Origin of the sequence: Pseudomonas sp. B21-041 (genome assembly GCF_024748675.1) — a bacterium.
Taxonomy (GTDB): domain Bacteria; phylum Pseudomonadota; class Gammaproteobacteria; order Pseudomonadales; family Pseudomonadaceae; genus Aquipseudomonas; species Aquipseudomonas neuropathica.
Window position 1 is genome coordinate 4883032 of sequence record NZ_CP087175.1, and the last position, 14469, is coordinate 4897500.

Consider the following 14469-nt stretch of genomic DNA (forward strand, 5'->3'; position numbering starts at 1 on the left):
CTTGAGTCAGCCGACCATGCCCGATAACACCCGCCGCGCCCGTGACGAAGCCTTTTGGCGAACGTTCGCCGATCGTTACGACGTTCAACCCGGCCCCGTGAACCTGGAAAACGGTTATTTCGGGCGCATGTCGCGCACGGTGATCGAGGAATACCAGCGCAACATCGAGCTGATCAACACCAGCAACTCGGTGTACGTGCGCCAGCGTTTCGAGCAGCACGACAACCTCGATATTCGCGCGCAACTGGCCGAGTTGATTGGCGTGCGCGCGCAGAGTGTGGCGTTCACCCGCAATGCCACCGAAGGCCTGCAGTCGCTGATTCGCAACTACAACCGCTTGCAACCGGGCGATCAGGTGCTGATCAGCGATCTGGAATACGACACGGTCAAAGGCGCCATGCGCTGGCTCGCCAGGCAGCGCGGCGCTGAAGTGATCGAGATTGCTCACGCGCACCCGACGAGCTACGACAGCCTGGTGGAGACTTACCGCGAAGCCTTCGTCGGTCATCCGCAAGTCAAGCTGATGGCCCTGACTCACGTCACTCACCGCACCGGTCTGGTCATGCCGGTGCAAGCCATCGCCGCGCTGGCCAAAGAGCATGGCGTCGATGTCATCCTCGATGGCGCCCATGCACTCGGTCAGATCGAGTTCGATCTTGATGCCCTCGGCATCGCTTTCGCCGGATACAACCTGCACAAATGGATCGGCGCACCGCTCACCCTCGGCTTCCTCTATATCGCGCCACACCGCCTGGCCGACATTGATCCGGACATGGGCGAAATGCATTACCCGGGCAATGACATCCGTGCGCGCACTTCGTACAGCACGCCCAACATTCCGGCGCTGATGACCTTGCCGCTGGTGTTCGAGGAGCACCGTTCCCTCGGCGGCGCACCAGCCAAGGGCGCTCGCCTGAATTATCTGCGCAACCTTTGGGTCAGCGCGGTGCGGCACTTGCCGGGCATCGAAGTGATGACGCCCGACGACCCTCGGCTGTATTGCGGCATCACATCCATGCGCTTCACTCGACACGACGATCAACAGGCGATGGCCGAACGTCTGCTCAACGACTACAACCTGTTCACCGTGGTGCGCCATGGCGCAGCCAGCGGGCCGAGCATCCGCATTACACCGGGGCTGACCACCACCGCTGCCGACATGCAGTTACTGGTGCGGGCGCTGAACGAGCTGCGCTAAAACACCGCGCCCGTGGACTTTTCGTAGCCCGCAAGGCCGATCTGCGACGACACCGCAAATGTGTCGACGCCGATCGTCTGGCAACCGAAGTAGCCATCCTCCACGCCTGCCCCGGCAATCGGTCGCAACTCCAGCCGCGAGGCGTCATTTCCGATGGTCTCACAGCGGCAGGCACAGGGCAGATGCAGCCGTCCGTTCCAGGCTTCGTGAAGTGCTTGCGAATGTTGATCGTCGCTGGCGATGCACACGGTCATGGCGATGCACGAAGCACCACCAGAGGGTCGATCCGGGTAAATACTGGTAAACCGTACGATGCCTTGACTGTCGGTCGACTGGGTTCCACACAGCGTATCGGCACCAATGTGCTGTTCGATCCAGACCCGGGCGCCAACCACCGGCTCACCGGTCATGAGATCGACCAGGGTCAGACGCAAAACCAGTGGCAGGCCTTCGACACCGCTACTGATGTTGCGCTCCTTGCCTTCGGTTTTGCGCCAATCGAAGCTGCCAGGGATTTGAATGGTCCGTTGCCGCAGAGGTGGGTGTGGCAAGGCTACTGATTGATGGTCATCCATGAGGCGTTCTCTCTTCCGTAAGATGAACGCAGATTAGCGCCACGCAAACGCGGCTGTGCGGTAACTATGTATCGCGTCGTAACGGTGTCGATGTAGGAGCTGCCGAAGGCTGCGATCTTTTGATGTTGGCGCTCAAGAGCAAGGTCAAAAGATCGCAGCCTCGTTTCACTCGACAGCTCCTACATGACTTCTACACAGCAATTTTCAGGCAAAAAAAAACGGTGCACCGACCAAGCGCACCGTAAAGCCGTAGAACACACAACGAAGTGTCTGGTAACAATCAGTCCAGCAGCGCCAGTGCCTCAGCGGTGCATTCCTGAATACGGGCCCAGTCGCCGTTCTTGATCCACTCCGGATCAAGCATCCAGCTACCGCCCACGCACATGACGTTTTTCAGCGCCATGTAGCTCTTGATGTTGGCCGGGCCGACGCCGCCAGTCGGGCAGAATTTAACTTCGCCGAACGGACCGCCGAGGGCCTTGATTGCTGCTACACCACCGCTGACTTCAGCCGGGAACAGCTTGAAGCGGCGATAACCCAGACCGTAGCCTTCCATGATGCCGGAGGCGTTGCTGATGCCCGGCAACAGCGGAATCGGGCTGTCGACGCTGGCTTCCAGCAGGTCGCGGGTGATGCCTGGGGTGACAATGAACTGCGAGCCAGCGGCTTCGGCAGCCGCGAGCATGTTGCGATCGAGCACGGTGCCAGCACCGGTCATCAATTCCGGACGCTGGTCGCGCAGGATCTGGATGGCCTTGAGGCCAAACTGCGAACGCAGGGTCACTTCCAGCGCGGTGAGGCCACCGGCAGCCAGAGCGTCAGCCAGTGGCAGCACGTCCTGTTCGCGAGCGATGGTAATCACCGGCAGGATCCGCGCCTTGGCGCAGAGGCTGTCGATCAGGGCAACTTTGTCCGCCATGGAAACGGTCGGGGATGGGGTTGTCATAGCGGCTGTTCCTTGGCTCATGGGCACCAGTAAATCTCTAACGTAGGTTGCAGAAACGCGCGCACCGGCATGGCGGCGACGTCGGATGCCAGCGCGGCATTCAGGGTGGTCAGTTTCGACTGACCGGAAATCGACAGAATCTTGTGTTTGGCCGAGGCCAGCAGCGCACGACTCATGGTCAGGCGTTGACGCGGCACGCTTGGCGCCAGCATCGGCCAGCAACGGCGCGTGCCATCAGCCTGCAGCGCTTCGGCGAGGTTCGGGCTGTCGGGGAACAGCGACGCGGTGTGACCGTCATCGCCCATGCCCAATACCAGCACGTCAATCGGCGGCAATTCGGCAAGCAAGCGATCAGCCTGTTCAGCAGCCTGCTCGACGTTGGCCGCCGCGCTATACAGGCTGAGGAACTGCGCCTTGGCTGCCGGGCCTTTGAGCAGGTATTGCTTGAGCAAACCGGCATTACTGTCGGCATGTTCAACCGGTACCCAGCGCTCGTCGGCGAGGGTCACGACGACCTTCGACCAGTCCAGTTCCTGCTTGGCCAGGTGCTGGAAAAACGCCACCGGGCTACGACCGCCGGACACCACCAGCACCGCGTTGCCGCGTGCAGCAATGGCGTCGCTCAATTGCTTGGCGACGTTCAGCGCCAGACCTTCGGCCAACAACACCGGGCTCTTGAATTCGTGAGCGTTCACGCCCGCAGGCAGTTGCACATCAGATATCGCCATACCACGACCTCCCGTCCCGCGTGATCAATGCAATGGAGCTCATCGGCCCCCACGACCCGGCCGCATACGGCTTGGGCGCGTCACCGGATTTTTTCCACCCGGCAATCAGCTGGTCACACCATTTCCACGCGGCTTCGATTTCATCTTTACGGACAAACAGGTTCTGATTGCCGTTCATCACTTCCAGCAACAACCGCTCGTAGGCATCGGGGATCCGCGCGCTACGCCAGGTGTCGGAAAAATTCAGTTGCAGCGGGCCGCTGCGCAGTTGCATGCCTTTGTCCAGGCCCTGCTCTTTGGTCATCACGCGCAAGGAAATGCCTTCGTCCGGTTGCAGGCGGATGATCAGTTTGTTGCTGATCTGCAGGCGTTGTTCCGGCGCAAAAATGTAGTGCGACGGTTCCTTGAAGTGGATGACGATCTGCGACAGTTTTTGCGGCATGCGCTTGCCGGTCCGCAGGTAGAACGGCACGCCGGCCCAGCGCCAGTTGCGGATATCGGCACGCAAAGCGACGAAGGTTTCGGTGTCGCTCTGGGTGTTGGAATTCGGTTCTTCGAGGTAACCCGGTACGGATTTGCCTTCGCTGTGGCCAGCGATGTACTGGCCGCGCACCACCTGTGTGGTGAGGCCTTCCGGACTGATCGGCGCGAGCGCCTTGAGCACTTTTACCTTTTCGTCGCGGATGCTGTCGGCGGACAGGTCGGCCGGCGGGTCCATGGCAATCAGGCAAAGCAGCTGTAACAGGTGATTCTGGATCATGTCGCGCAGTTGGCCGGCCTTGTCGAAGTAGCCCCAACGGCCTTCGATACCAACCTTCTCGGCCACGGTGATTTCCACGTGGGAGATGTAATTCTGGTTCCACTGGGTTTCGAACAGGCTGTTGGCGAAACGCAGGGCGATCAGGTTCTGAACGGTTTCTTTGCCCAGGTAGTGGTCGATGCGGTAGGTACGGTTCTCCGGGAAGAACTGCGCCACGGCGTCGTTAACCTTGCGCGAGGATTCGAGGTCGGAGCCGATCGGCTTTTCCAGTACCACGCGGGTATTTTCTGCCAGACCGACTTTCGCCAGGTTTTCGCAGATCGCGCCGTACACCGCCGCAGGGGTGGCGAAGTAGGCAATCATGCGTTGCGTGCTGCCAGCCAGTTCGGCCAGCGCCACGTAATCTTCGGATTTGAGGAAGTCGACGTGCAGGTAGGTCAGGCGTGCGAGAAAACGCTCGGCGACGGCCTCGTCCAGCTCTTTGCCCACATAACGACGCAGTTCGGCGGCGATGAACGCCATGTGCTGTTGCTCGGAACCTTCTTCACGGGCCAACGCGATGATGCGCGTGTCCTCGTGCAGCAGGTCGGCGCCATCGAGATGATAAAGGGCAGGAAACAGCTTGCGCAGGGCCAGATCGCCAAGCGCGCCGAACAAGGCAAAGGTGCACGGTTCAACCGTAATCGAAGGCATGATGTTTGTTCTTTTATCAAGTTAAGCTACAAATACCTTTTTTCAAGGCATCACTCAAGGGAAAATGTAGTAATAACCACAACATTTTCGCAAAATACAGATTCCGAGTGGTGGTCGGTCGGAGCCATCAGTAGGATAGGCCACCGTTACGGGCCATATCAAAGGCCCAATTTGCATAGCCCGGCGCACCTTTGCGCAGGTGAATTAGGAATTCCATATGGACCGCGTGCGAAATTTACTGGAACAGATCCAGAGTCGCCTTGAAGACCTGAACAAGGCCGAACGCAAAGTCGCCGAGGTGATCCTGCTCAACCCGCAGCAGGCCACCCGCTTCAGCATCGCCGCCCTCGCCCAGGCAGCCTCGGTGAGCGAACCGACGGTCAACCGTTTCTGCCGTTCGTTCGGTGTCAGCGGCTATCCCGAACTCAAGCTGCAACTGGCGCAGAGTCTGGCCAGCGGCGCGGCGTATGTCAGCCGCGCGGTCGAGGCCGACGACAATCCCGAGGCCTACACGCAGAAGATTTTCGGCAGCGCCATCGCGTCCCTGGACAGTGCCTGTCAGGCGCTGGACCCGAACCTGATCAGCCGCGCTGTCGACCTGTTGATTCAGGCGCGACAGATCCACTTCTTCGGCCTCGGCGCTTCGGCACCGGTGGCACTGGATGCGCAGCACAAGTTCTTCCGCTTCAACCTGGCGGTGACCGCGCATGCTGATGTGTTGATGCAGCGGATGATTGCGTCGGTGGCGCACACCGGTGAGTTGTTCGTGATTATTTCCTACACCGGCCGCACCCGCGAGTTGGTCGAGGTGGCACGTATTGCTCGCGAGAACGGGGCTTCGGTGTTGGGTTTGACGGCGGAGAATTCGCCGCTGGCCAAGGCCAGTACCTTGAGCCTGAATATTCCGTTGCCGGAAGACACCGACATTTATATGCCAATGACTTCGCGGATCATTCAGTTGACGGTGCTGGATGTGTTGGCGACCGGGATGACGTTGCGTCGCGGGGTGGATTTCCAGCCGCATTTGCGCAAGATCAAAGAGAGTTTGAATGCCAGCCGGTATCCGGTGGGTGACGAGTTTAATTAGGACGCTTCGCGTAAAAGATCGCAGCCTTCGGCAGCTCCTACAGGGGGTGATCGTTCCCACGCTCTGCGTGGGAATGCAGCCCGTGACGCTCCGCGTCACTGGACGCGGAGCGTCCCTTGAGGCATTCCCACGCAGAGCGTGGGAACGATCATCAAGCCGCCGCCCACGCCTGCAAACTCAAATGCGCCTTCTCCCCCGGCGCCAGGTGCAAGCTGTCCGTCCCACCCGCCGCCGCTTCCACACAGACAAACTCCGAAATCTCATCCCAGCTCACGCCCAACAACGGCCGCGCGCCCGGATGCCAGACCACCGTGTCCGCACTGTCACCGGTATCAATGCACAACTCACGCTGCCAGGCGTGATCTTTCAGCTGCAATTCGCCGTCATGCTGGAACACCCGCTGACAGCCGCCATCCACACGCAACTCGCCTTCCTGCTGGCAAACCTGGCGATTCAACTGGTCATAGCCCTGCGCACCTTCAAGCCCAGACAGCGCTATCTCGCCGACATCGCCAATACGCCAGTAAGCGTGCAAAGCCTGGCTCAACTGGCACGGCATATCGTCTTGATGCTCGGTGCTCAGGCGCAGTTCCATGCGTTCGCCCAGATGTGCATGCAGGTCAACCTGCCAGTCGCATAGCTGCAATTGCCAGTGCAGGCGCACGCCATCTTCGGCGCTGCTGCTGTCGAGCAACTTCCAGTCGAGCAGTCGCGCCCAACCATGCGATGGCCAGGCGTTTTCGCTCGGATGACGGCCATACCACGGCCAGCACACCGGCACACCACCGCGAATAGCGCCGACATGCGGCCACTTCGCCGCACACCACAACCACGGCTTTTGCCCGCGCGGCTGAAAGTGCAGCAACTGCGCGCCCTGACGACTGAACACCGCCTGACACAGCGGGTGATCGATCACCAACACGTCGCGCATCTGATAGCGCTCCCAGGCGAACACCGGTTGTTCACGCAGGGATTTGAAGAAGCGTTGTAGCGGATGCTCATGCATTTGCCACGATCCTGAACTCGTCTTTCACAGGGGTGCGCCGCCCCCAAAAAAAAGCGGACAGCCTTGGCTGTCCGCAAATATGCGCACATAGAGAGGAGCTTATCGCAGACGCGTTAGAACGTAGACTGAATTTTCAGGCCAGCGACCAATGCGTTGTCCACTTCATCCACACCACCCGGGTGAGTGATGTACTGCAGGTTAGGACGTACGGTCAGCCAGTTGGTGACGTGGAAGCCGTAGTTGATCTCGTAGTTGTATTCGGTTTCACGAATTGGCGAGAACACCGGATTGTCGTAGTCCGACACACCGTTGGAAGCGTTCAGCAGTTCGGCGTTTTTCTTCACGTCATCGTTGACGTGGATACGCGCCGCGCCGATACCGACGTCATCCTTCGGACGCGCGTCGAACGGGCCTTTGTAGACAAACATCACCGACTGATAGTTGTCGATGAAGTTGGTGTCCTTGTCGTGGAACGTGGCGTTGGCCGCGATGTTCAGACCGCGGGTCGCATCACCGTTGTGGCTGGTGAGTTGCTGTTGCGCGACGAACCAGTAGCCGCTTTTGCTGCTGTGGGTCTTGTAGGCATCGCCAGTAGTAGCAGCGTCGAAACCGTTGACGTCTTCGCGAACGTCGTCGGCATCGGCCGTGCTCTTGTAGTAACCGACGCGGTATTCGCCCGGCAGGCTGTTGACCTTCGGCGACCAGACCAGCTCGACCGGAAGAACGGTACCTTTGGTGCCGCTGCCACTGAGCTTGAAGCCGTTGCCGTGTTCCAGCTGCGACGGGTTTTGGTTGTACGCACCTATCTGCGCGTAAAGCTCGTCGTTGATGTTGTACTTCACACGGATCGCGGCCTGGCTGACCGGCCAGTTGTACCAGATGTTGGTCGCCCAGTTACCCACTTGCGAGCCGCAGAACGCCAGGTTCTGGAAGTCGCACGGGAAGGTGTTGAAGTCTTCGCCTTCACCGAAGTAACCGGCCTTGACGTCGAGTTTGTTGTCGAAGAACTGGTGCTGAATCCACAACTGGGTCAGACGCACCATGTGGCCACGGCCGTAAACTTCTTGCGACGAACTCAAGGTGCCGGCACGCGGATCGCCAACGCGGTCGTTGGAGATGTTGTAACCGTTACGGTTGGTCAGCTGGATCTTCGCCTGAGTGTTATCCCAGCCCCACAGCTTTTGCAGATCGAGTGCCACGCCCAGACCGAACTGGTCAGCGTAACGCGCGGTCTTGTCGTCGTTGTAGCCACCGTTCAGGTTGCCACCGACTTCCCCAACGTAGTCAGCCTTGATATCGATACCCTGCTCGATCAGCTTGGTACGCTCGCCACCCCAGTCGCCGGTCATCCATTTCGAATCGGAACTGAAGGCATCCGCCGCCATGGCGTTACCGGCCAGCACCAAGGCCGCCGCAGCCGACACTTGGCAGATCAACCGGGCATTGACGTGTTTCTTTTTCATCCCTACATCCTCGTCTTTATTGTTATTAACTGTTTTTATCTAACGCGGTTTACATAAAGTGCGATGGATTACAGGCAATCCACCGCGTGCTCCTTTTGGAATCCAATCCCTGTGGGAGCTGGCTTGCCAGCGATGGCGGTGCTTCAGGCGACATCCATGTTGGATGTGCCGGCCTCATCGCTGGCAAGCCAGCTCCCACATGACCGCATTCCAGCATCGATCTTCAGCGGCCTTTGAATTGGGCGACGTTCGCAGACCGCGCATCGGTCTGTGGTTGCCCGGCAGTGCCGAGGCGCTCACCGGTGTTGGCATCAAACAACAACACTTTCGACGGATCGAATTGCAGCGTCAGGTTCTCGCCCACCTGCGGTGCCACATCCGGCGCCAAGCGACAGCAGACTTTGGTTTCATTGAGGTTGACGAATACCAGGGTGTCCGGACCGGTCGGCTCGGTCACCTGCACTTCGGCACGAATGCTCGGCAGGCCATTGCCCTCGCCGTTCGCCAGTACGATTTGCTCCGGGCGCAGGCCGAGGATCACTTCGCGATCTTCGAGCCCGGCGTCCTGCATGCTCATCGGTAACTCGCAACGCGCCTGGCCGCTGTCGAGCAGCGCCAGCAGACGGCCGTCCTTGCGCTGCAGGCGCAGCGGAATGAAGTTCATCGGCGGCGAACCGATGAAACTCGCGACGAACAGGTTGGCCGGATCGTTGTAGATCTCTTTCGGCGTGCCGAACTGCTGAATGATGCCGTCCTTCATCACCGCAACCTTGTCGCCCAGGGTCATTGCTTCGATCTGGTCGTGGGTCACGTAGACCGTGGTGGTTTTCAGGCGCTGGTGCATCAGTTTCATTTCGGTGCGCATCTCGACGCGCAGCTTGGCGTCGAGGTTGGACAACGGTTCGTCGAACAGATAAATCTTCGGTCGCCGCGCCAGAGCACGGCCCATCGCCACACGCTGTTGCTGACCACCGGAGAGTTGACCCGGCTTACGGTTCAGCAGGTGTTCGATCTGCAACAGCTTGGCGACGCGCGCGACTTCTTCGTCGATCGCCGACTGCGGCATCTTGCGGATCTTCAGACCGAATTCGATGTTCTCGCGCACGCTCATGGTCGGGTACAGCGCGTAGGACTGGAACACCATGGCGATGTCGCGATCCTTCGGGCTCATGCCGCTGACGTCCTGGTCGCCGATCATGATCGCGCCGCCGGTGATGGTTTCCAGGCCGGCGATGCAGTTCATCAGGGTCGACTTGCCGCAGCCCGACGGGCCGACGAGGATCAGGAACTCACCGTCCTTGATCGACAGTTCGATGTTCTTCAGGGTGTCCGGCAGGCCGGCACCGTAGGTCTTGTTGACGTTGCGAAGTTCGAGCGTTGCCATGATTACCCCTTGACTGCGCCGGCTGTCAGCCCGCGCACGAAATACTTGCCTGCGACCACATAGACCAGCAGGGTCGGCAGGCCGGCGATCATCGCCGCTGCCATATCAACGTTGTATTCCTTGGCGCCGGTGCTGGTGTTGACCAGGTTGTTCAGCGCCACCGTGATCGGTTGCGAATCACCGCTGGAGAACACCACACCGAACAGGAAGTCGTTCCAGATCTGGGTGAACTGCCAGATCAGGCAAACCATGATGATCGGCGTCGACATCGGCAGAATGATGCGGCGGAAAATCGTGAAGAACCCCGCGCCATCCAGGCGTGCAGCTTTCACCAGTGCATCCGGAATGCTCACGTAGTAGTTACGGAAGAACAGCGTGGTGAACGCCAGACCGTAAACCACGTGAATAAACACCAGACCGGTGGTGGTGCTCGCCAGGCCCATCTTGCCGAGGGTGAACGAGGCCGGCAGCAGCACGGTCTGGAACGGCAGGAAGCAGCCGAACAACAACAGACCGAAGAACAACTGCGAACCGCGGAAGCGCCAGAACGACAGCACATAACCGTTCAACGCACCGATGGCGGTGGAGATGATTACCGCCGGAACGGTGATCTTGATCGAGTTCCAGAAGTAACCGTCAACCGTGGCCCAGGCCTTGACCCAGCCGATGCCGCTGACCACGGTCGGCCAGCTCAGCAGGTTGCCGGTGCTGATGTCTTCCGGGGTCTTGAAGCTGGTCAGCAACATAACCACCAGCGGCACCAGATAAAGCAGTACGGCGATGATCAGCACCGCGTAGATCGCGATGCGACTCAGGCTGATAGCAGGTTTGGCAGCGAGACTAGTCATTGCGCTTGGTCCTCAGCTCGGAATACAGGTAAGGCACGATGATCGCGAGGATCGCACCGAGCATCAGAATCGCACTGGCCGAGCCCATGCCCATCTGGCCGCGACTGAAGGTGAAGGAATACATGAACATCGCCGGCAGGTCGGAGGAATAACCCGGGCCACCAGCGGTCATCGCCGCGACGAGGTCGAAGCTCTTGATCGCGATGTGCGCCAGAATCATCACCGCACTGAAGAACACCGGACGCAGGCTTGGCAGCACCACTTTCCAGTAGATCGTCGGCATGCTCGCGCCATCGATCTGTGCAGCGCGGATAATCGATTGATCAACGCCACGCAGGCCGGCGAGGAACATCGCCATGATGAAGCCCGAGGCTTGCCAGACAGCGGCGATCACCAGGCAGTAAACCACGCGATCAGGGTCGATCAGCCAGTCGAGACGGAAGCCTTCCCAGCCCCAGTCACGCAACAATTTGTCCAGGCCCATGCCCGGGTTGAGCAGCCATTTCCACGCGGTACCGGTAACGATCATCGAGAGCGCCATCGGGTACAGGTAAATGGTGCGGATAAAGCCTTCGCGACGGATGCGCTGGTCGAGGAACACCGCCAGCAACACGCCGATCACCAGAGTGATACCGATGAACATGCCGCCGAACACCGCGAGGTTTTTGCTCGCGACCCACCAGCGATCGTTGTCGAACAACCGCGCGTATTGCGCCAGACCGGCCCACTTGTAGTTGGGCAGGAAGGTCGAGGTGGTGAACGACAACACGAACGTCCACAGGATGTAGCCATAGAAGCCCACCAGCACGATGAACATGCTCGGCGCCAGCACCAGTTTGGGTAGCCAGCGTTGCAATGCATCGAACGGCGAGGCCTTGCTGAACACAGCAACAGAACTCATGGGGAAATCCAGTACAGGGAATAAAAACTACAGTGAGATCCCTTGTGGGAGCGAGCCTGCTCGCGAATGCGGTGTCAGTCGACGGATGGAGCAACTGACACAACGCCTTCGCGAGCAGGCTCGCTCCCACAGGAGAAGCCTGTGCTACCGACGCTTATTTGGACGACTTGATCGCTGCGCCCAGTTTCTTGGCGGTGTCGGCCGGGTCCGCTTTCGGATCGTTGATGTAGTTGGTCACGACATCAAAGAACGCGCCTTGCACCGCCAGCGTGGTCGCCATGTTGTGCGCCATGCTTGGTTGCAGGCCGCCGGACTTGGCGTCCGCCAGGAAGTCTTTGGCTGCAGTCTGTGCGCAGGAGTCGAAACCGAGCTTGTCCATGTTGTTCAACATGTCATTGCGAACCGGGATCGAGCCTTTGTTGATGCTGAAGACTTTCTGGAAGTTTTCACCCAGCACGACTTTGGCGATGTCCTGCTGACCGGCCGCAGTGCCTGCGTCCTTCTGCTTGAACACGGCCAGCGAGTCGATGTTGTAGGTGAACGCCTTGTCGGTGCCCGGGAAGGCTACGCACTCGTAATCCTTGCCGGCGACTTTCTTGGCAGCGGTCCATTCGGATTTGGCCCAGTCACCCATGATCTGCATACCGGCCTTGCCGTTGATGACCTTGGCCGCTTCCAGGTTCCAGTCCTGACCTTTGCCATCGGCGTCCATGTAGGTCGCGACTTTCTTCAGCTCGGTCAGCGCCTTGACCATTTCCGGGCCGGTCAGCGCGGCATTGTCCAGGTCAACCAGGGCTTTCTTGTAGCCATCGACACCCATGACCGAGAGCACCACGGCTTCGAACACGGTGCTGTCCTGCCAAGGCTGACCGCCGTGGGCCAGCGGAATGAAGCCCGCAGCCTTCAGCTTGTCGCCAGCGGCATAGAATTCTTCGAGGGTGGTCGGGTTCTTGGTGATACCGGCTTTCTTGAATACTTCCGGATTGATCCACAGCCAGTTCACGCGGTGAATGTTCACCGGCACGGCCACGTAATCACCGTCGTACTTCACGGTATCGGAGACTTTCTTGTCGAGCAGGCTGTCCCACTTTTCCGACTTGGCGACGTCTTTCAACACGTCAGTGTCGAGCAGGCCGGTCGACGCCCATTCCTGGATGTCCGGGCCTTTGATCTGGGCAACGCCTGGCGGGTTGCCGGCAACGGCACGGCTTTTCAGCACGGTCATGGCAGTCGCACCGCCACCACCGGCGACAGCGCCGTCTTTCCAGGTGAAACCGTCTTTTTCGACTTGCGCCTTGAGCACATCAACGGCAGCTTTTTCGCCACCGGACGTCCACCAGTGCACGACTTCGACCGAACCTTTGGATTCGGCAGCGGAAACACTGAGAGGCAGAATTGCGAGCGGGAACAGGGAGGCGACAGAAATGACAGTAGCGAGGCGAGAAATCGCATTCATCTGAGATGTACCTTTCTTGTTGTTATGCATGCAAGTCTGGTGCTTGCGCTGCACAGGAGTTTAAACAGGACGTTTCCCTTCGCAGGTAACGAAGGGACGCGCAAATGTCACTACATGGTTACATGATTGGTCACATGGCAACGCTCTGGGACAACTGCGCCAGAGCCGTTGCCATACTCGGTGACAAGGGTAGACGAGGGATCAGCACGGCTTGCCAGGCGTGATACAGATCGGGTTTGCCCGGCCAGATATCGGCACTTGGCAGGTTTTGCGGATTGAGCTCGTGGCGCCAACTGCCGTCGCAACGGTCGATGAAATACGTTTCGCAGAATTCCCAGATCAGCCGGTACCAGGTTTCGTATTGCGCATCGCCGGTGCGTTTGAGCAAGGCGCTGGCAGCGGCACTGGCCTCGGCGTGCGTCCAATGCAGGCGATGGCGAACGACGGCTTTGTTGTCCCAGTCGAGGGTGTAGACGATGCCCGGCAGACCATCGACGTCCCAACCGTTGCGGCAATTGTTCTCGAACAGTTTTTGCGCATCGGTGGCGAGCCAACCGGGCGTGAGCATTCCGGCCTGCACCCGCGCCGCTTCGAGGTGCAGCAGCAGCCGCGCCCATTCGAAACCGTGGCCCGGCGTGGTGCCGTAAGGGCGGAAGCCGTCGGCGGGATTGTCGTGGTTGTATTCGCGTAGCGGCTGCCAGTCGCGGTCGAAGTGCTCGATGACCATGTAACCGTTGGCGGCGGCGTGCCCGTGAATGACGCGTTCGACGATGCGTTGCGCGCGAATCAACCAGCGCGGATCTTCTGTGACATCGGCCAGCGCAAGGAACGCTTCGGTCGCGTGCATGTTGCTGTTGGCGCCGCGATAGGCTTCTTCTTCGCTCCAGTCGCGATTGAAGAATTCGCGCATCGCGCCCTCTTCTTCGCTCCAGAAATACGTGTCGATCATGTCAATCGCATCATCCAGCAACGCCTGTGCGCCAGGGCGCTGTGCGACCACCGCAGAGCTGGCCGCAAGCGCAACGAAGGCATGCAGATAGGCGTTCTTGCCGGTGTTGTCATCGCGGTGTTCGGCGACCGCAAACCAGCCACCGTGCAGGGCATCACGCAACGGCCCGCGCAGGGCGGCGATGCCATGATCGACCAATTCGGCAAAACCCGGCAAACCCTGAATGTGGGCCATGGCGAAGCTGTGGGTCATGCGCGCGGTGTTCATGGTTTCGGCTTGTGCGTTCGCTGGCAGACGGCCGCGCTCGTCGAGGTTGCCAAAGCCTTCGGGCAGTTTCGATGCCTTGGCAAAATCCAGCAGACGCAGGCCTTCGGCGGCAAGCCATTGCTGGTGAGCAGGGGCGTTCAGCCAACTGCTGAAGCCTGGGTGGAAGAGATCCATGGGTGGCCTTTTTTGTTGTTATGACTGCGGGGAG

At 59.6% G+C, this 14469-nt stretch carries 13 protein-coding genes; 2 read left to right on the forward strand and 11 right to left on the reverse strand.

Annotated elements, in window-relative coordinates; genetic code table 11:
* The first annotated feature begins 16 nt into the window (after positions 1-16).
* Positions 17-1198: an aminotransferase class V-fold PLP-dependent enzyme gene (locus tag LOY43_RS21745; protein WP_095048183.1), complete on the forward strand. Its 1182-nt coding sequence runs from the start codon at positions 17-19 to the stop codon at positions 1196-1198.
* On the opposite strand, the gene LOY43_RS21750 is transcribed toward LOY43_RS21745, so the two are convergent.
* The 4 genes from LOY43_RS21750 to zwf all read right to left on the reverse strand — a co-directional run bounded on the left by LOY43_RS21750 (position 1195) and on the right by zwf (position 4900).
* Positions 1195-1773: a hypothetical protein gene (locus LOY43_RS21750; RefSeq protein ID WP_095048184.1), complete on the reverse strand. Its 579-nt coding sequence runs from the start codon at positions 1771-1773 to the stop codon at positions 1195-1197. The two genes, LOY43_RS21745 and LOY43_RS21750, sit on opposite strands and share 4 nt — an antisense overlap.
* Before the next feature lie 280 nt (positions 1774-2053).
* A complete protein-coding gene (locus tag LOY43_RS21755) occupies positions 2054-2719 on the reverse strand; it encodes a bifunctional 4-hydroxy-2-oxoglutarate aldolase/2-dehydro-3-deoxy-phosphogluconate aldolase (RefSeq protein ID WP_008082815.1) in 666 nt (221 codons plus the stop codon).
* Between the two features lie 17 nt (positions 2720-2736).
* On the reverse strand, positions 2737-3447 hold the full coding sequence (pgl, locus tag LOY43_RS21760; protein WP_095048185.1) for a 6-phosphogluconolactonase: 711 nt from the start codon (positions 3445-3447) through the stop codon (positions 2737-2739).
* Positions 3434-4900, reverse strand: coding sequence for a glucose-6-phosphate dehydrogenase (gene zwf / locus LOY43_RS21765; protein WP_064119140.1), 1467 nt, complete (start codon positions 4898-4900; stop codon positions 3434-3436). Before zwf ends, pgl begins: the two co-directional genes overlap by 14 nt.
* A gap of 226 nt (positions 4901-5126) precedes the next feature.
* Here zwf and LOY43_RS21770 point away from each other — a divergent pair, with 226 nt between their 5' ends.
* Positions 5127-5987 (forward strand): MurR/RpiR family transcriptional regulator, encoded by an 861-nt coding sequence (locus LOY43_RS21770; RefSeq protein WP_171057240.1) that lies wholly within the window; start codon positions 5127-5129, stop codon positions 5985-5987.
* A gap of 151 nt (positions 5988-6138) precedes the next feature.
* On the opposite strand, the gene LOY43_RS21775 is transcribed toward LOY43_RS21770, so the two are convergent.
* The 7 genes from LOY43_RS21775 to LOY43_RS21805 all read right to left on the reverse strand — a co-directional run bounded on the left by LOY43_RS21775 (position 6139) and on the right by LOY43_RS21805 (position 14435).
* Entirely contained in the window at positions 6139-6993 is an 855-nt protein-coding gene (locus LOY43_RS21775; protein ID WP_064391715.1) for a D-hexose-6-phosphate mutarotase, read from the reverse strand.
* A 113-nt stretch (positions 6994-7106) separates the two neighbouring features.
* Positions 7107-8456, reverse strand: a complete 1350-nt coding sequence (locus LOY43_RS21780; protein WP_095126181.1) for a carbohydrate porin — start codon at positions 8454-8456, stop codon at positions 7107-7109.
* A 223-nt stretch (positions 8457-8679) separates the two neighbouring features.
* Entirely contained in the window at positions 8680-9840 is a 1161-nt protein-coding gene (locus tag LOY43_RS21785; RefSeq protein ID WP_095048187.1) for an ABC transporter ATP-binding protein, read from the reverse strand.
* 2 nt (positions 9841-9842) lie between these two features.
* Complete coding sequence (locus LOY43_RS21790; protein WP_093430462.1) at positions 9843-10688, reverse strand: carbohydrate ABC transporter permease; 846 nt, start codon at positions 10686-10688, stop codon at positions 9843-9845.
* Entirely contained in the window at positions 10681-11589 is a 909-nt protein-coding gene (locus LOY43_RS21795) for a carbohydrate ABC transporter permease (RefSeq protein WP_007917874.1), read from the reverse strand. The genes LOY43_RS21790 and LOY43_RS21795 overlap by 8 nt, the downstream gene beginning before the upstream one ends.
* Positions 11590-11743: 154 nt before the next feature.
* Entirely contained in the window at positions 11744-13045 is a 1302-nt protein-coding gene (locus LOY43_RS21800; RefSeq protein ID WP_016983700.1) for an ABC transporter substrate-binding protein, read from the reverse strand.
* Between the two features lie 130 nt (positions 13046-13175).
* The gene (locus LOY43_RS21805) at positions 13176-14435 is read right to left on the reverse strand and encodes an AGE family epimerase/isomerase (protein ID WP_258708710.1); all 1260 of its coding nucleotides are present in this window, start codon (positions 14433-14435) and stop codon (positions 13176-13178) included.
* Positions 14436-14469: the final 34 nt, after the last annotated feature.